Source organism: Amycolatopsis sp. BJA-103, from assembly GCF_002849735.1.
In the GTDB taxonomy this organism is placed as follows: Bacteria; Actinomycetota; Actinomycetes; order Mycobacteriales; family Pseudonocardiaceae; genus Amycolatopsis.
Genome location: NZ_CP017780.1, coordinates 1,820,547 through 1,836,721, shown reverse-complemented (window position 1 = coordinate 1,836,721; position 16,175 = coordinate 1,820,547). Strand labels below are relative to the sequence as shown.

Here is a 16,175-nt window from a genome sequence, read left to right as displayed (position 1 = left end):
TCAGCCGACCTGGGCGACCAGATCACGCACCGTCGCCAGGGTTTCGTCGGGATGGTCGAGGTGCACGCTGTGCGTCGCCCCCGGCCAGCACTCGACCCGCCCGCCGAACGCGGCGGCGAGACGCTCGTGGGAACGCCGCATCGCGCTGTCCGGCTTGCGGTCCGCGGTCACCACCACGGCAGGCAGGCTGGGCAGCTCCGCCCCTTGCAGGTCCTTCGCCAGCACCGAGATGCCGCGGACCGCCCGGGCCAGCATCGGCGCGTCCAGGTCACCCGTCCGCACGAACGCGGCCTCGCAGTCGGGCCGGAGTTCCTGACGTCGCGCGGCCCGGACGACGGCGGCGTGCACCACGCGGGGCAGGACGCTACGCAGCACGGGAACCGTCGAGACCGAACCGAGCACGCCTATCCCGCGTTCCAGACCGGCGCAGGTCCGGGGATCGTCGATGGGTGTCGGGTCGAGCAGGACCAGACCGGCGACCTTCTCGGGGTGCGCGCGGGCAAGCAGGACCGCCACGGCGCCGCCGAGGCTCTGGCCGACGACCACGACCGGGCCGCAGTCCAGGCTGTCGATGAGCGCGCTCAGGTGGGCGGCGGCGTCCGCCAGCGCCCCCTCGACCGTCGAGGTGCCGGTGCCCGGCCGGTCGTGCACGATCACCCGGCAGCCCGGATCGGCGAGAAGCCCCTCGACCAGACCGGGAAAGAAACCTTCGCAGGCCTCGGCGCCACCGGGCAGCAGCAGTACCGGCTGCCCGGACTCGCCATGGACGCGGACCCCGTCGATCTCCATCAGCGCTCCTCGTGTTCGCGGTATTGTTGCACAATCCTACCGAAAACTGTGACGCAAGGAGAGCCATGGCGGGGAGTCCGAACCGTGCGCAGGCTGCCCCGGAGCGGATCGCCGCGGCCCTGCGCGGAGAACTGCTCGAAGGCGTTCATCCGGTCGGCACCCGCTTCCGCGAAGAGGTGCTGGCCGAACGCTTCGACGTCGGCAGGCACACGATCCGGTCGGCCATCCAACTGCTCACCGAGCGCGGGCTGGTCGTGCACGAACGCCACCGGGGCGCCGTCGTCGCCCCGCTGAGCAGGCGGCGGATCGACGAGGTCTTCGACTACCGCAAGGTGCTCGAACTCGGCGCGCTGCGCATGGCGCAGGACAAGGGCGCCGACCTGAGCCCGGTGCTCGCCGAGGTCGAGCGCCTGGAGGAACTGGCCGGACGGTCCCCCGCCCCGTCCTGGCGCGAGCTGACCGGGGTGCACGGCGCCGTCCACCGGGCGATCGTCGCGGCGGCGGGCAACCGGCGCCTGCTGGACGACTTCCGGCGCTGCGAGGACGAGATCCGGCTGCTGCTCACCTTCGTCCGGCCGGATTTCGACGCCGCGCACCTGGCCGCTGTCCACCGCGAGCTGGTCGAAAAGCTCCGGCAGGGCGGGAAAACCGCCGCCGACGCGCTGACCGAGGACATCGACGACGGTGGCCGGGCCGCTCTGCTGACAGCCTTGCACCGGGCCGAAGAGAGCGCCCGGCTGCTCGGGCATTGATCACGGCGTGACCGAGATCGGAGCCGGCATGTGCAGGGCCGGGTCGCCAAGGGCCCCTTGCCTACCTTGAAAGTAGTGATGGAGGCCTTCACGGACCGGACCTCCGATCAGCCGAAGCCAGAATCCAGTAGGGCCACTCACGAGGCCTTACAGCCGGATGATGGACTTGCTGTTGCAGTTGGTCGGGGTGGAGCAGGCCTTCACCGTCAGCTGCTTCCAGCCGCTCGGCAACCTGACCAAGCCATGGAACACCCCATCGTTGACGTGGACGATGCTGGTCTGACTCGGCGGGGACACGATGAACTGTGCGATGAGGGCCGCAGTCGGCGAGTTGTCGGTCAACGTGGTGAACAGCTCTCCCGGACCGATGGTGGCCTGGACGCTTTGCACCGCGCATCCGAGCGGGCTGCACACCTCCAGCGACGTGGTCGGCGCGGCGGAGGCGGTGCCCGCCAATCCGGCGAAACCGAGCGCCAGTACACCCAGAGCGGTGGTGGCTCGAGCAAGAGATTTCATGATCACTCCCCAGTGATTGTCGAGCCACCGAGGCTAAGTACCACCGCTACCCGCGCGATAAATATTCACTAAGGACCGAAAAAGCCCCCTTCCCACGCGAGACGTGAGAAGGGGGTTTCAGCGGTGATCGTCAGGAGACGACCCTACGCAAGTAGTCGACTACTTGCGTAGGGGTGTGTGGAAATAGGGACGTTGAGTGTCCCTATTTCCACACAGCCCGCCACGATCGGACCAGTGACGACCGGACTGTGTGGATTTTGGGGCGTTAGATGACCCAAAATCCACACAGTCCGCGAATCGCCACTCACGACCCCTACCAAGTAGTCGACTACTTGCATAGGGCCCAAGTACATGAAGGCCCCTTTTGCAACCTTGTGATCGCCACGGCCGCCACTTTCGCCCCACACGCACCAACAGCCACAGCGGCCGCGCGCGAAGGCCCCTTCCCCTCGGCTCAGCCAAGGAAACTCGACCCTCACACCTTCCCAAGTACGTGATGGCCCCCTTCCTTGCGTCTAGCGCAAGGAAGGGGGCCATCACGTACTTCAAGCGGCCACGGCGCCGGTACCGAGCCGGCTGGGGTGGTCGTGAGTGGCGATTCGGGTTAGAACGACCCCTCTGCGAAACTTACGCAAAAACCAGGATCAGGAGACTCGATGAGCTCGTTCGCTGTACCGCTGGACGACGAACGCACCCAACTCGAAGCCTTCATCGAGGAATACCGCGGCGCCATCGAAGCGACTCTCGACGGTCTCACCGAAGAACAGGCCCGCCGTCGGCTCGTCCCGTCGGCGACGACGCTGCTAGGGCTGCTCAAGCACGTCACTTGGATGCAGCGAGTGTGGTTCGAAGAGTGCGTCGGCGGAACGTCCCGCCAGGAGCTCGGCCTGGTGCGGAATCCGGACGAATCCTTCCGGCTCTCGGACGAAGACACCGTCGCTTCGATCACTGCGGCTCACCGGGAAGCCTGCGCCACGGCCAGGACGACGGTCGCGGACCTGCCACTGGACACCGTCGTGACCGGTCACCGGACCGGGCCGCGCACGCTCCACTGGGTGTACCTGCAGGTTTTGCGGGAGCTGGCCCACCACTGCGGACACGCCGACATCCTGCGCGAACAGGTACTCGCCGCCTGAACCGTCCTCTCAAAACCGCTCTCGCAGGCTTTCCCTCGCCACGACGTCGGGAAGGTCCGCCAGTCTGCGGAGGCCATTGAGCGGCTGGCGCATCCGCGGATTGCCCCGGAGCCGATCGGCGTTGCGGTCGAGGAAAGCCCAATAACCGGCGGTGAACGGGCAGGCGTCGGCGCCCACGCGTTTCTTCGGGTCGTAGGTGCATCCGCCGCAGTGGTCGCTCATGCGGTGGATGTAGGCACCGCCCGCCGCGTACGGCTTGGTGCCGACGATTCCCCCGTCGGCGTATTGGCTCATACCGACCACGTTCGCAGGCATGACCCAGGGGAAGCCGTCGACGAACGCGGTGGCGAACCAGCCGGTGAGCTCGGCCGGGTCGTAGCCGCGCTGCAGGGCGTGGTTGCCCAGCACCATGAGCCGCTCGATGTGGTGGGCGTAACCGCGATCCCGCACCCCGGCGAGCGCGGTGCGGAGACAAGCCGCCTCGACCGAGTCGGCGTCGAGTTCCCGCCACCACCGCGGCAGCTTCCGGTGGGCGCGGAGTTCGTTCTTCTTGAGGTAATCCGGCCCCAGATGCCAGTAGAGATGCCAGATCCATTCCCGCCAGCCGAGGATCTGCCGGACGAAGCCTTCGACACTCGCCAGCGGCGCGGCGCCGGACCAATGCCTTTCCTCGGCACGACGGACGACGTCGAGCGGATCGAGCAGGCCGAGGTTCAGCGGCACCGACAGCAGTGCGTGTGACATCGCCCAGTCCGCGCTGAGCATGGCGTCCTGGTGAGGACCGAAAGTGGCCAGCCGGTGGTCCAGGAACCGGTCCAACGCCTGCTCCGCTTCGGCCTGGCTGACGGCGAAAAGGCGTGGGCCGTCGACACCGACAGGATGGATGTCGCCGTCTCTTTCCGCCCTGTCGAGGTCCGCGCGGACCTGCTCGTCCACTTCGTCCTCGGCCGGGAAAAAGGGCGCGGCGACGGGCAAAGTCGATCGCCCCGGCGGGGGACGCCGGTTGTCGTGGTCGAAATTCCATTTCCCGCCCGCCGGAGCACCGTCCGGTTCGAGCAGGACGCCGAACCGCCGGCGCTGGTCACGATAGAAGTCCTCCATCACGAACCGCGGCCGATCCGCCGCCCAGGTCGCGAAGTCCTTTTTGGACCGTACGAATCCCGGTGTCGGCAAGACTTCCTCGACCAGGCCTTGATCCCGCAGACGCCGGACGAGCCCTTCGGCGGCATGCGACCCGGGTTCGTGCACCACGACGGGCGTTCCGAGCCGACGCAACCCTTCCGCGTAGGTCGGCGCGTCGACGATCCGGGCCCGGTCGCCGAGATCCGCCGCGAGCCGCCGGATTCCCGCTTCGACCAAGTGGATCTTCTGCCGATGGAACGGGCGGCGCGCGAAAGCCGCGGTCGAGCGGATCAGCACCACCTCGCGGTCCCGGTTTTCGGCCGTGCCGTGAAAATGCGGCCCCAGCTGATCACCGAAGAGCCACAACGGTTCGGGTCCGCCCACACCAACTCCCGTTTATCGATTCACAATCGATGCGATTCTAGCCTCGGCCGGGAGTCCCTTCAGCGCGACACGAGCCACGATCGAGTGTGCGAAGCTCAGGCCTTCGACCGTTCGGCGGCGAGATCCAGCGCGCCCGCCAGATCGTCGACCCAGGGGGCGCCGCGGACGTCGAGCCCCTTCCAGCCCGGCCCCGCGACCGCGACGGCGAAACCCTTGCGCTGCAAGCGCCGGCAAAGCAGGAGGTCGACGGTCGCCGGGGACATCGACCACAGCACGACGAGCGCCGGTCCGAGCCTGGCGACCATCCCGGCCGTGGTCGCCGCGGGCACCATGTGGCCGAGATAGACGGCGGGGATGCCGGTCTCCGCCAACGACGCGCGCAGGACTTCGACAGGCAGGCTGTGACGCTCCCCCGGGCAGCAGGCGATGAGCACGGAGCGATCCGCCCGGACACCGGCGAACCGGGCGACGTAGCGCTGGAGCGCGAAAGACACCTCGGTGGTGAGCGCCCACTCGGCCTCGAAGCACACGTCACCCCGGAGCCAGCGCCCGCCGAGGTTCCGGAGGATCGGCAACAGCACCTCGGTCCACATCTTCGCCGCGCCCATCGCGTCGAGCGTTTCGTCCAGCAAGGCCGCGATGGTGGGGAATTCGAGGTTTTCCGAAGCCTGCTCGAGTTCGCCGACCCGCCGATCCGGGGAAACCTCGGGAAGGGCTTCGTCCACGCCGGAGAAGACGGCCGCCGCCGCCTCGCGCGCCCGGATACCGCGACCGATCAACCGCTGCATGTGCTGGAGTCTGCGGACGTCGGCGTCGGAATAGCGGCGATGACGCCCTTCCGCCCGCAACGACGGGCCGACGCCGTACCGGGACGCCCAGGTCCGGAGGGTCACCGGAGAAACCCCCAGCTCCTCGGCCACCATCCCGGGAGTCCACGCCCCCGCGTCGGCACTCATCTCGTCGACGTCCATCAACACCTCACGAATTCAGGTGTAGTCCTCCCCGCACGGGTGTGCACACCGTGATCAGCTTACGAGACTCCACGCGAGTGAGTACCCGGCGGCGCCTCGGCTCGACCGGGAGGGGCCGGTTCCACCAGGGCGCCACCGGGCTCACGGACCCGGCGCGAGGGGGAGGGTGGCCGGGCCCGCAGGGTGACCGAACGGCACGTCACCCTCGTTCACTGGTGGTCGTCTTCGAAGTGCGGGCGATCCAAAACGATACACCAGATATGCAACGGTTGCGAATCGAATCTGGGCGTATCGAAAAGCGACATCAGATGTCGTATTCGCTTTGGTACTTCTCGAGGATCGAAGAGGTCCGCCCCTGCATTCGCTCCCTGGCACGGTCCCGGGCGATCTCTGCGATCTCCGCCGGTCCGTAGCCCAGCCAGCGCATGGTGTTGAGCGCGATGCTGATCACGTCCGTCGCTTCGCGCGCGGCCGCCCGGGAGTCGCCCTTGGCGAGGTGTTCGCGCATTTCCTCGTACTGGATCTCCGCCGCGCGGGAGAAGTGTTCGAAGGCCTTGGCGCGTATCTCGTCGTGCACTTCGTCCCAGGCGTTCCAAAAGCCCTGGAAGGGACCCAGATCCTCGGTCATCGTCGTCACCCTTCGGTTCACCTCTTCGCCGGCCCGCATTCGTGACCAGTGACAAATCGCCGTGCCGCGCCGGTTCGCGATTCGTGAGCCATGACGAAGACACGGCCATTCGTATGACGGCAGGATCGCCATGGTCACAGATTCGGAGCAACGCGGAAGCAGTGGAGGCGGATACGTGAAGAAAAGTCAGCCGGCCAGGTTTTTCCGACATTTCCTGACCCTACTGGGAGTAGTGCTCGCGATGGCCGTACTCGCGACCGGCGCGGCATCGGCATCGGCATCGGAGTCACGAGCCGCCACCAAGCATTTGATCTCCCAAACGATCACGAACGACGCCCGCGGTACGGCAGGCATCGCGGCCACGACCTGCACGGCGAACCTCACGACCCCGGTCCGGGCCGGCGCCTCCGAGGTGGCCAGCGACTACTCGGTCACCTGCGATCAGGAGGTCACGGGCATCGCGGGCTTCGTCGCGATCTTCCGGGGGAACGAAAGCGCCCCGCTGGGCAACACCGTCGACCAGTTCAATTTCGGGACGATGGGCGGCGGCGAGCAGATCAAGCGGCCGTGCGCCAGCGGCCTTCTCTACGCCGCGATGCGCGCGGTGGTCATCTTCAAGACGGGTGAGCCGAAGATGATCGACCGGACGTTCTTCACCCCCGCTGCCCGCATCGCCTGCTGAGCACGCGGTACCCGGCGGGGACCCCGCAGGTCCCCGCCCTGTGGTGCACATTCCGCCGCGTTCCGGAACGGAATTCGCGGAGCCGTAAGGTCTCCGAAAGGTCGGAACCCGCACCGGAAAGCCGCCGTCGGATCGCCGATTCAGATCCCGCACGGAAGGCGAATCCGATGACCCATCCAGGCAGGCCCGACCACCAGAACGCTCCTCGGCACTTCGGCACGCCACCGCGGCCCGCCACCGTCAAACCCGGCGTCGCCATCGGGATCCTGATCGCCGTGATCGCACTGACCGCCTTCTGCGTCACCGGTTTCGCCGCGCCCGGATTCCTGCTCGGCAAGGGTTCCGGCCTCCTCCCGCCCGCTCCGTCGTCCAGCCCGGTCCCGACTTCCGCACCCACGAGCCGGACGAGCACCACGACCATCAGCCGCCCGACCCGCCCGAGGGTCACCGTCACCAGGCGTCCCGCCCCTCAACCGCCCGAGAAGGGGGTTCAGGTGATCACGGACTTCCTCGCCAAGATCGCCGTCGGCGACAAAGCGGGAGCGATCGCGCTGGCCTGCGAACAGCAGAAGAGGTTCATGGACGACAAGATCGATTCCCTGCTCCCGCCGGGCTCACGGGTCACGATCACCAAGACCGGCGGAACGTCCGGATTCGTCCTGGCAGACGTCGCCGGGACCGTCGAAAGCCGGCGGGCCAAGGGCACGGTGATCGCGGATCGCCGGGACGACGGCGATTTCTGCGTCACGACCTTCAGCATCCGTGACGCCTGAAGCTCAAGTGCCGGGTGCTTCCTCGATCGGGAAGTGGATCGGGCTGAGCAGGTATTGGGCGCGATCCGGCCGGGGCTCGTGGGACAGGACGGGAACGATGGCTTCCCGCATCGCGCCGATCAGCTCGAGAAGCTCTTCGCGGGAAAGCCAGACCGCGTGCTGGCGGTAGCCGACCAGGTCCGCGACCGGATCGGCCCCGTCCCGGTCCAGATAGGCGGTGAACTCGGCCATCAGGGCGGCCAGCGCGGTGGCGAAACTCCGCTGGAAGTCCTCGGTGGTCGCCGACGCGAGGGCGTCGGGATCGATGGCCGCCCGATCCTGACGGAGCCGGTAGCCGCGCTCGACGGCGCCTCGCACCCGGCGCTCCTCCGCCACTTCCAGGACGCCACCCGTCTCCAGAAGGTCGACATGCCGATAGACCATCGCCTTCGAGGCGTCGGGAACGCGCGCGCAGAGCTGAGCCGTCGTGAGCACCCTCCCCCCGCGCATCGCGTGCACGATGCGCAACCGAACCGGATGTGCCAGGAGTTCCCACGCGTTCACCCGGCAACGATCTCATGATGTGATACCTTTCGCAAAACGTGAGAAAGGTAGTGGGGATGGAACTGGGGTCCACTCTCGTCACCACCGCGACGACGATCGTCGAAATGCTGCGCGACGAGCACTTCGACGAGGTCGCGGCGCTCTTCGCGCCACCGTTGCGTGCGGTCGTCTCGACCGACGCGCTCCGAGCCGCGTGGACGGCCGAAATCGGCAAACGCGGACCCATCACCGGCATCGGGGAACCGGACGCCAAGCCCGTCGACGCGGGCCTGGCGCGGATCGGGGTTCCCCTCCACTGCGAGCACGGCGACCTCACCGTGCTCATGTCGATCGACGAAGGCGGTCTGCTGCAGGGTCTTCAGCTCGCGCCCGCGACGAGCACGGCGTGGTCGCCTCCGCCCTACGCGGATCCGGCGGCGTTCACCGAACACGAAGTCACGCTCGACGCCGGTTCGTCGGCCGTGGCGGGAACCCTGACCAGGCCGACGGAGCCCGGCAGCCGGGCAGGCGTGGTCCTGCTTCCCGGCGGCGGCCCCTTCGACCGGGACGAGACCAGCGGGCCGAACAAGCCACTCAAGGACCTGGCCTGGGGTCTCGCCTGCCGGGGCGTGACGACGCTGCGTTTCGACAAGATCACCCACACCCGGCGTGAGGCCGCGAGCGTTCCCGGCTTCACGATGTCCGACGAATACGTGCCGCACGCCGCGGCCGCCGTCCGCCTGCTCCAGCGCGAGTCCACTGTGGACAGCGAGCGGGTCTTCGTCCTGGGCCACAGTATGGGCGGGAAGGTCGCGCCGCGGGTCGCCGCCGCCGAACCCTCCGTCGCGGGATTGCTCATCCTCGCGGGCGACACCCAGCCGATGCACCATGCCGCGATGCGGGTCGCCCGCCACCTCGCGACCGTGGTTCCGGGGCTGCTCGGCCAGGACGCCGTCGACCTATTCGTCCGCCAGGCCGCGAACGTCGACAGTCCCGGCCTCTCCCCCGCCACTCCGGCCGCGGACCTGCCTTTCGGCTTTTCCGCGTCGTATTGGCTCGATCTCCGCGGCTACGATCCCGTCGCGACCGCGGCGGCACTGGACAAGCCCATGCTCATCCTCCAAGGCGGTCGCGACTACCAGGTGACCGTCGAGGACGATCTGTCGCGCTGGCAGGCAGGCCTCTCGGATCGCCCGGACGTCACGATCCATGTCCACGCCGCCGACGACCATCTGTTCTTCCCCGGCGCGGGACCGTCGACGCCGTCCGACTACGAGAAGCCGGACCACGTCGACCGCGCGGTCGTCGACGACATCGCGGACTGGCTGGACGAGACGCGCTAGCGGCTTCAGGACCCGTCCAGGAGATCCAGCTGTTTCTGCACCCGGCTGGACTCGTCGTTGCGCAACTGGGATTGATACGCGCGCAGCGCCTCGAGCCACGTCTCGCGCGCTTTGTCCTTGTCCCCCAGAGCGGCATGGGTGCGGGCGATGTTGTCCAGAGTGTCCGCTGCCGCGTAGCTCGCGCCGAGTTCGCGGCGGAGACTGAGCGTCTGCTCGAACCGCGTGAGCGCCTTGGCGTGGTCACCGGTGGCGAAGGCGAGTTCGCCGAGGGTGTTGAGAACGGCCGCTTCTCCCAAGGGGGACGCATGTTCGCGAAAGAGGGCGAGTGCGGCCTCGCACGCACTCTCTCCCCGGGATTCTTGGCCCAGTTTGATCGCGAAGGACGCGATCATGGTCAGCGCCCACGCTTCGCGGATCGGCCTGTGCGCCTCCCGGTACAGCGACATCGCCTGCGTGGCGTGGTCCAGTGCCTTCGCCAGTTCTCCTTGACGGGCCCACATGTACGCGGCCGCGTGGTGCGTGGGGGCGCGGTGCACGGCATCCAGGCCGTCGACTCCGGCGAGAGCGCGCCTGCCGTGTTCGAGTGACTTGGCGTGGTCACCCTGGCGCGAGTAGGCGTGGAGCAGCATCTGGTTCGCCAGGGTCAGGGGCAGCGGTTCACCCAGTTGCTCGGCCGCGGCCAGCCCCGTCTGCCAGACGGCGACATCGGAATGGACATGCCCTTTCCACCAGTGAAAACCGTGCAGTCCCCAGGCCAGCTGCCAGACGGGCGGAAGCCATCGGCGTTCGAGAGCCGCCTGCTGGACGGAGATGAGGTTGAGGTGTTCCGCGGTGAACCACGCGAGCGCGTCTTGCGGGCTCCGCACGGGGCGTGGTGCACAGCCGTCTCGAGGGGCAGGCAGTTCGATGGACTGGCCGTCCGGATCGAGCAGGAGATCGGCGGCGTGCGCGGTGTGCACGTAGAAGTCGACGAGCCGGTGCAGCGCGTCGCCCTGCGCGGTCCGGTCCGGCCGCCGGTCCGCCCGCTCGGCGGCGTACAGCTTGACCAGGTCGTGCATCCGCCATCGGCCCGGAACATGCTGGTGGATCAGGGAAGTCCGTTCCAGGGCCTGCAGTTCCGCGGAAACGCGGCCGGCGGGCGCGTTCAGCAGATTGGCGGCGGCCGCGAGGTCGATGTCGGCCACCGGGGCCACTCCCAGCAGTTCGAACATCTTCGCCTGGTCGTCGGAGAGCGCCGCATACGACCAGGACAGCACCGCGGGCAGACTGGCGGCCGGGTCGCCTTCGTCGAGCGCGCCCAATCTGGTGGTCGCGTCGCGCAGTTCGGCGGCCAGGACGGCGAGCGGGAAGTCGCGGTGTGCCTCGGCGCGACCGGCGACGATGCTCAGCGCCAGGGGGAACCCGCCGCAACAGGACAGGAGCTCGCCGACCGCGTCGGGTTCGGCGTTCAGCCTGCCCGCGCCCAGTCGCGTGGCGAGCATTTCCCGCGCTTCGGTGTCGGAGAAGACGTCCACGGGGATCGGGCGCGCACCGTGGGCGGTGACGAGGCCCGCCAGCCGGTCCCGGCTGGTGATCACCACCGTGCAGCCGGGACTGGCGGGCAGGAGCGGGACGACTTGTTTGGTGTCGCGGGCGTTGTCCAGCACGATCAGCATCCTCTTGTCCGCCAGGATGCTCCGGTACAACGCGGACTGCGCCTCCAGTTCGGCGGGCACCCGCGCCGGGTCGACCCCGAAAGTGTCCAGAAAGGCCTGCACCACGGCGCTCGGCGACAAGGGCTGCCCCTCCGGCGCGAACCCGCGCAGGTCGACGAAGAGCTGTCCGTCCGGGAACAGGTCGAGATGCTGGTACGCCCAGTGCAGGGCGAGCCAGGTCTTGCCGACGCCCCCGGTACCGAAGATCGCGGAGATCACGATCGTCGTGGCTTCTTCCGCCGCGTCTTCCAGTACCGAGGTGAGGACGGCGAGTTCGTCCGCGCGGCCGGTGAACGAACGCGGCGCCGCGGGCAGCTGCCGCATTTCCGGCTCGCCGCGGCCACGCGACGCCGCGAGATACGTGAGATCGGCCGGGTACTGATGGTCGGGCAGCCAGATCCAGCCGATCGCCGACGTGTCCTTGACCTGGACGCGGGCGGGCCGGAACGTGGCCGGATCGATCACTTCGCTATTGCGCACCACTTCGTCGAAGAACCACTTCGACACGATCACCGCGAGCACGCCCTCGGATCGGGCGAGCGCGGTTCTGAGCGGGGCCGCGTCCAGTAACCGGAATGCGAAATTGACCGATTCCGCAGTCGCGCCGTGGTCGTCGTAGACGATTTCCCCGGCATGCAACGCCATGCGCAACCTGATTCGTTGTTCGGCCGGGTGCGCGACGTTGTGCAGCGTCAGTCCGGCCGCCAACGCATTCGGCAGCAACTCGATGAAGGGCGCCTTCGGAATATGCGACGGCGCGAGCACGAAGACCCCGTCACCGCGGTCCTCGTGATGACATTCCGACCAGGGCGCACCCGCCACCTCGAAACCCTGGGACAAGGCGCTGTACAAGGCTTCGCGGACAACGAGCTGATGCGGCGTCGTCCTGCGCAAGTCCGTGAACGCCTCGACATCCACGATCACGATCGTCCGATGTACCGCCTGCTGACGGCGCTCCATCTGGTACCTGTCCCCTCACGGCGACTCTGCCGATTCCCTGCTTCGAAGGTACCACCGCGAGGGACGAAGAGAACGCACCGGAATTCCGGACCGGCGGAGCGGAACACAATTCGAACTCGTTGTCTTCAGCGAGCGATCGAGAGGGCGAATGGGGCAAATCCGTCGGCCCGGATGACGTGCGGTACGAACAGGACCGCGGCTTCGGTGGCCCGCGCGGTTTCGATTCCGCCGAGGTCCGTGATCCACTCCGGACGCCAGCCGAGGTCCATGAGCAGTCGTTTTACCGTTTGCTTGGCCTGCGGGTCCTGACCGGAAAGGAACGCGGTGGGCGGCTGGGTCAGCGAAGCGGGCGCGGTCATCACCGAATACAGCATCGTGTTGAGGCTTTTGACGACACTGGTGTCGGGAAGCGCGTCCTGAAGGTGCTCCGCGAGACTCGAGCCGGGGTAGAGCAAACCGGCGGGCAATCCGTCCGGTCCTTCGGTGGTGGCGTTGGAGACGTCGACGAGGATCTTGCCCCGCAGTTGTTCTCGCAGCGCGGCCAGCCGCTCGAGGGAATCCGCGCCCGGGGTGGCATTGATGACTATCTGCGCCTGCTGAGCCGCTTCGGCGGCGGCACCCGGTGTGCTGTCCGCAACGGACACCTCGTGTCCTGCCTTGGCGAGCGCGGCGGCGAGGGTGCCTCCGACACGACCCTTTCCCAGTACGGCGATCATCTTTACTCCAGTTTTGTAGGTTGTGGACGGTCAGCGGGAAAGCGTGGCGACGGCTTCGGCGTGCACACCGGGCGCGGCGGCCAGAAAACTCCCGCTCGCGGGGCTCCAGGGGTGGCCTTCGGCGTCGGAGATCCGGCCACCGGCCTCGGCCACGAGCAGCGCCCCGGGAAGCAGGTCGGCGCGGGCGCCGGCGAACTGCCAGAAAGCGTCGACGCGACCGGCGGCCACGTTCAGCAGGTGCAGCGTCGCGGGCACGGAGGTGCGCACCACGAGCGCTTCCTGGAGCATCGCGGTGATCGAGGAGCCGACGCGCCGCACGACCGCTTCGTCCTCGTCCGGCCTGGCCTGACTGGTGGCGACGAGGCTCAAGCCCAGGTCCGCGGTGTCGGACACACGCAGCGGCAGGCCGTCGCGCCAGGCTCCGCCGCCCGCGAGCGCGGTGTGGGTCTCGCCGGTCAGCGGCTGATGGACCGCGGTGAGCACCGGCTGGTTGTCGCGTACGAGAGTGGCGGTGACCGCCCATTCCGGCAGGCCGTGCAGATGGTTGATGTTGCCCTCGACCGGATCGACGACCCACCACTCGCCGGAAGGCAGCACGCCGCCGTCGAGTTCCTCCTCCACCCATTGGGCGTCCGGGCGCAGGCTCGTGAGGCGGGGGCGCAGCACTTCGAGGGCCGCTGCGTCGTTGGCGGCGAGGACGTCCATCAGTTCGTCGCGGGTCCGGTAGCGGGCCACCTCTCCGAAGCGCTCGAGCAGGACCGCGCCTGCCGCACGCGTGGCCGTCGCCGTCTGGGCGAGGAGATCTGTTCCGGGCATGACGGTTTTCCCATCCTGAGCAAGGGTCTCGGGGGTCGATCGGCCCCTCACTCACGAAGGTAGGTGCGCATTCAATTAACAGCAAGTGCATGTTAGGCACGGTTAAGATGATTCTCATGCACTTGGATCTGAACCTGCTGTCGGCGCTCGACGCCTTGCTCGAAGAAGGCAGCGTGGCCGGGGCGGCCGAGCGCCTGCACGTCACCGCGCCCGCGATGAGCCGGAGCCTCGGCCGGATCCGGCGCACGACCGGGGATCAGATCCTGGTGCGCACCGGGCGCACGATGACCCCGACGCCCTACGCGATCGCCGTCCGGCAGCAAGTGCACGAACTCCTCCAGGAAGTCCGCGGCGTACTGGCACCGAGCCGCGAACTCGACCTCACGACGCTCGAACGCACCTTCACCCTCCGTTGGCACGATTCCCTGGTCGCCCTCGCGGGCCCGGCCCTGCTCAGGGCCGTGCGTGACCAGGCACCGGGCGTGCGCCTGCGTTTCATCGCGGAATCGAGCGTCGACACTCCCGGGCTCCGCCGCGGCGAGGTCGACCTCGAGGCGAACGCGGGTCACCCGGCCACGCCCGACATCCGCGCCGAGAAGGTGGCGGAAACCCGCCACGTCGTCGTCGCGCGGCAAGGACACCCGCTCACCGCCGCGCAGTACGCCGCGGCCGAGCACGTCACCGTCTCGCGGCGCGGAAGGCTCGAGAACACTCTCGACGAGGCTCTCGCGCAGCTCGGGCTCACCCGGCGCGTGGTGGCGTCCGCCCCCACCGAGGCGGCCGCGTTCGCTTTCGTGCGTGGCGGGGACTTTCTCGCCACGGTCCCCGAATCCACCGCCCGTTCGGTGGCCGCGGACCTCGGTCTCGCCCTGCTCCCGCTCCCCCTCGAACTGCCGCCTGCCGCGGTGTACCTGTCCTGGCACCAGCGTTACGACACCGACCACGCACACCGCTGGCTGCGCGATCTCGCCCGGACAGCGTTCGCCGACGCCGGCTAACGGATCAGGCCCGCGGCACGCAGCTCGGTCCAGACCCGCGCGGGAACCTCCACGGCGAAGGACTCCAGGTTGCGCCGCGCCTCCTCCGCGGACCGCATCCCCACCGCGATACCGGCGACAGCAGGATGCTGCAGTGGGAAGGCCATGGCGACCTGAGGAAGCGTCACGCCGTGCGCCTCGCACACGTCGGCGATCCTGTTCGCCCGCCCCAGAACATCCGGTGTCACGGCCTCGTAGTCGAAGTACGCTCCCGCGTCCGGCCGCGGGACGGCGAGCAGCCCGGAGTTGAAGATCGACGCCGCGATCACCGAGACCCCGCGGTCCTCGCAAGCGGGCAAGAACGTGTCGAGCGCGCTGTGATCGAGCAGCGTGTGGCGGCCGGACTGCATGACCACGTCGACATCCGCTTCCCGCACCAACGTGGTCAGCATCGCCGTGTCGTACATACCGGCACCGATCGCACCGACGACCCCTTCCGACCGCAACTCCGCGAGCGCCGGATAGCCCTCGCGCACCGCGTCGTCGAAGAACTCCTCGGCGTCGTGCAGGTACAGCACGTCGATCCGGTCCAGGCCCATCCGCTCCAGCGAGTCCTCGACACTGCGCCGGATCCCGTCACGGGTGAAGTCGCGTACGCGGGAATGTGTTGCGGGAACGTGGAAACCGGCCGGATCCAGCTTCCCGTCAGCGTCCTGCGGCACCAGCAGCCTGCCGACCTTCGTCGACAGGACGAAGGAATCACGCGGCCGCCCGCGCAGGAATTCACCGATCCTGCGCTCGGAATGCCCGATCCCGTAGTGCGGAGACGTGTCGTAGTACCGAATCCCGCCGTCCCATGCCGCGGCCAGCGCCCCGGCGGCCGTCTCGTCGTCCAGCGGCGCGAACAGCCCGCCCAGCGGCCCGCCGCCGAACCCCAGCCGCGTCACTTCGACGCCGGTGTTCCCCAGTCGTTTCGTCTTCATCCCCAGCCCGTCCCCCTTGATCGGCTCACGGGCCACGTTGCCATAGTGCGGCGATCTTCACCTCAGGTTTTCGAGTGGGACGCATCGACCACGCGTTCCCGGCTAGCCCCCCGTCCCGCGATGGGTCTCACAGTCCGGATTCGGGCATTCGGCCGCGGCCTGCCGGCTCGCGTCGAGAAGGACTTCGTGTTCCTGCCAGTCGGCGAGCACGCCTTGCAAGTCCGGCAGATCGACCGTCACGACCGCCCCCGCGGTACCGGTCGGATGCTCGCCGGGAGCGACCGGCAGCCCGGCGGCCGCCAGCTCGGCCTGGACGATGTCGCGCAAGGTCTCCAACCGAAACCGTCGGCCGGGTTCGATTCCAGCGGGTGTTTCCGTCATGCCGCCATCTTCTCCGGCACCACCGACAGA

At 68.3% G+C, this 16,175-nt stretch carries 17 protein-coding genes; 6 read left to right on the top strand and 11 right to left on the bottom strand.

The window, feature by feature from the left end; all coding sequences use genetic code 11:
- A complete protein-coding gene (locus BKN51_RS08270) occupies positions 1-789 on the bottom strand; it encodes an alpha/beta fold hydrolase (protein WP_101607059.1) in 789 nt (262 codons plus the stop codon).
- A gap of 65 nt (positions 790-854) precedes the next feature.
- Here BKN51_RS08270 and BKN51_RS08265 point away from each other — a divergent pair, with 65 nt between their 5' ends.
- Complete coding sequence (locus BKN51_RS08265) at positions 855-1,541, top strand: GntR family transcriptional regulator (RefSeq protein WP_101607058.1); 687 nt, start codon at positions 855-857, stop codon at positions 1,539-1,541.
- A gap of 147 nt (positions 1,542-1,688) precedes the next feature.
- Here BKN51_RS08265 and BKN51_RS08260 read toward each other — a convergent pair whose 3' ends face one another.
- Complete coding sequence (locus BKN51_RS08260; RefSeq protein WP_236781098.1) at positions 1,689-2,057, bottom strand: hypothetical protein; 369 nt, start codon at positions 2,055-2,057, stop codon at positions 1,689-1,691.
- A 656-nt stretch (positions 2,058-2,713) separates the two neighbouring features.
- Here BKN51_RS08260 and BKN51_RS08255 point away from each other — a divergent pair.
- Complete coding sequence (locus BKN51_RS08255; RefSeq protein WP_101607057.1) at positions 2,714-3,193, top strand: DinB family protein; 480 nt, start codon at positions 2,714-2,716, stop codon at positions 3,191-3,193.
- A gap of 9 nt (positions 3,194-3,202) precedes the next feature.
- Here the strand turns inward: BKN51_RS08255 and BKN51_RS08250 are convergent, their stop codons facing one another.
- The 3 genes from BKN51_RS08250 to BKN51_RS08240 all read right to left on the bottom strand — a co-directional run bounded on the left by BKN51_RS08250 (position 3,203) and on the right by BKN51_RS08240 (position 6,298).
- Positions 3,203-4,699 (bottom strand): cryptochrome/photolyase family protein, encoded by a 1,497-nt coding sequence (locus tag BKN51_RS08250; protein WP_101607056.1) that lies wholly within the window; start codon positions 4,697-4,699, stop codon positions 3,203-3,205.
- 95 nt (positions 4,700-4,794) lie between these two features.
- Positions 4,795-5,670 (bottom strand): MerR family transcriptional regulator, encoded by an 876-nt coding sequence (locus BKN51_RS08245; RefSeq protein WP_101607055.1) that lies wholly within the window; start codon positions 5,668-5,670, stop codon positions 4,795-4,797.
- Between the two features lie 304 nt (positions 5,671-5,974).
- Complete coding sequence (locus BKN51_RS08240) at positions 5,975-6,298, bottom strand: hypothetical protein (RefSeq protein WP_146044452.1); 324 nt, start codon at positions 6,296-6,298, stop codon at positions 5,975-5,977.
- A gap of 241 nt (positions 6,299-6,539) precedes the next feature.
- Here BKN51_RS08240 and BKN51_RS08235 point away from each other — a divergent pair, with 241 nt between their 5' ends.
- On the top strand, positions 6,540-6,980 hold the full coding sequence (locus tag BKN51_RS08235) for a hypothetical protein (protein WP_146044453.1): 441 nt from the start codon (positions 6,540-6,542) through the stop codon (positions 6,978-6,980).
- 167 nt (positions 6,981-7,147) lie between these two features.
- A complete protein-coding gene (locus tag BKN51_RS08230) occupies positions 7,148-7,753 on the top strand; it encodes a hypothetical protein (RefSeq protein WP_101607052.1) in 606 nt (201 codons plus the stop codon).
- Positions 7,754-7,756: 3 nt separating this feature from the next.
- On the opposite strand, the gene BKN51_RS08225 is transcribed toward BKN51_RS08230, so the two are convergent.
- On the bottom strand, positions 7,757-8,296 hold the full coding sequence (locus BKN51_RS08225) for a helix-turn-helix domain-containing protein (protein ID WP_101607051.1): 540 nt from the start codon (positions 8,294-8,296) through the stop codon (positions 7,757-7,759).
- Between the two features lie 38 nt (positions 8,297-8,334).
- Here BKN51_RS08225 and BKN51_RS08220 point away from each other — a divergent pair, with 38 nt between their 5' ends.
- Complete coding sequence (locus tag BKN51_RS08220) at positions 8,335-9,618, top strand: alpha/beta fold hydrolase (RefSeq protein WP_233224303.1); 1,284 nt, start codon at positions 8,335-8,337, stop codon at positions 9,616-9,618.
- A gap of 5 nt (positions 9,619-9,623) precedes the next feature.
- Here BKN51_RS08220 and BKN51_RS08215 read toward each other — a convergent pair whose 3' ends face one another.
- The 3 genes from BKN51_RS08215 to BKN51_RS08205 all read right to left on the bottom strand — a co-directional run bounded on the left by BKN51_RS08215 (position 9,624) and on the right by BKN51_RS08205 (position 13,804).
- The gene (locus tag BKN51_RS08215; RefSeq protein ID WP_101607049.1) at positions 9,624-12,272 is read right to left on the bottom strand and encodes an ATP-binding protein; all 2,649 of its coding nucleotides are present in this window, start codon (positions 12,270-12,272) and stop codon (positions 9,624-9,626) included.
- Between the two features lie 125 nt (positions 12,273-12,397).
- Complete coding sequence (locus BKN51_RS08210; RefSeq protein WP_101607048.1) at positions 12,398-12,988, bottom strand: NADPH-dependent F420 reductase; 591 nt, start codon at positions 12,986-12,988, stop codon at positions 12,398-12,400.
- A gap of 30 nt (positions 12,989-13,018) precedes the next feature.
- Positions 13,019-13,804, bottom strand: coding sequence for an inositol monophosphatase family protein (locus tag BKN51_RS08205; RefSeq protein WP_101607047.1), 786 nt, complete (start codon positions 13,802-13,804; stop codon positions 13,019-13,021).
- 116 nt (positions 13,805-13,920) lie between these two features.
- Here BKN51_RS08205 and BKN51_RS08200 point away from each other — a divergent pair, with 116 nt between their 5' ends.
- Positions 13,921-14,802, top strand: a complete 882-nt coding sequence (locus tag BKN51_RS08200; protein WP_101607046.1) for a LysR family transcriptional regulator — start codon at positions 13,921-13,923, stop codon at positions 14,800-14,802.
- On the opposite strand, the gene BKN51_RS08195 is transcribed toward BKN51_RS08200, so the two are convergent.
- Both BKN51_RS08195 and BKN51_RS43735 read right to left on the bottom strand, forming a co-directional pair.
- Entirely contained in the window at positions 14,799-15,764 is a 966-nt protein-coding gene (locus BKN51_RS08195) for an aldo/keto reductase (protein WP_101613111.1), read from the bottom strand. The two genes, BKN51_RS08200 and BKN51_RS08195, sit on opposite strands and share 4 nt — an antisense overlap.
- 102 nt (positions 15,765-15,866) lie before the next feature.
- Complete coding sequence (locus BKN51_RS43735) at positions 15,867-16,145, bottom strand: hypothetical protein (protein WP_174720403.1); 279 nt, start codon at positions 16,143-16,145, stop codon at positions 15,867-15,869.
- Positions 16,146-16,175: the final 30 nt, after the last annotated feature.

Coding starts and splice junctions, on each gene's coding strand:
- BKN51_RS08270 (WP_101607059.1), bottom strand. CDS start 789: ATGGAGATCGACGGGGTCCGCGTCCATGGCGAGTCCGGGCAGCCGGTA.
- BKN51_RS43735 (WP_174720403.1), bottom strand. CDS start 16,145: ATGACGGAAACACCCGCTGGAATCGAACCCGGCCGACGGTTTCGGTTG.
- BKN51_RS08240 (WP_146044452.1), bottom strand. CDS start 6,298: ATGACCGAGGATCTGGGTCCCTTCCAGGGCTTTTGGAACGCCTGGGAC.
- BKN51_RS08235 (WP_146044453.1), top strand. CDS start 6,540: ATGGCCGTACTCGCGACCGGCGCGGCATCGGCATCGGCATCGGAGTCA.
- BKN51_RS08215 (WP_101607049.1), bottom strand. CDS start 12,272: ATGGAGCGCCGTCAGCAGGCGGTACATCGGACGATCGTGATCGTGGAT.
- BKN51_RS08210 (WP_101607048.1), bottom strand. CDS start 12,988: ATGATCGCCGTACTGGGAAAGGGTCGTGTCGGAGGCACCCTCGCCGCC.
- BKN51_RS08195 (WP_101613111.1), bottom strand. CDS start 15,764: ATGAAGACGAAACGACTGGGGAACACCGGCGTCGAAGTGACGCGGCTG.
- BKN51_RS08205 (WP_101607047.1), bottom strand. CDS start 13,804: ATGCCCGGAACAGATCTCCTCGCCCAGACGGCGACGGCCACGCGTGCG.
- BKN51_RS08265 (WP_101607058.1), top strand. CDS start 855: ATGGCGGGGAGTCCGAACCGTGCGCAGGCTGCCCCGGAGCGGATCGCC.
- BKN51_RS08255 (WP_101607057.1), top strand. CDS start 2,714: ATGAGCTCGTTCGCTGTACCGCTGGACGACGAACGCACCCAACTCGAA.
- BKN51_RS08245 (WP_101607055.1), bottom strand. CDS start 5,670: ATGGACGTCGACGAGATGAGTGCCGACGCGGGGGCGTGGACTCCCGGG.
- BKN51_RS08230 (WP_101607052.1), top strand. CDS start 7,148: ATGACCCATCCAGGCAGGCCCGACCACCAGAACGCTCCTCGGCACTTC.
- BKN51_RS08260 (WP_236781098.1), bottom strand. CDS start 2,057: ATGAAATCTCTTGCTCGAGCCACCACCGCTCTGGGTGTACTGGCGCTC.
- BKN51_RS08200 (WP_101607046.1), top strand. CDS start 13,921: ATGCACTTGGATCTGAACCTGCTGTCGGCGCTCGACGCCTTGCTCGAA.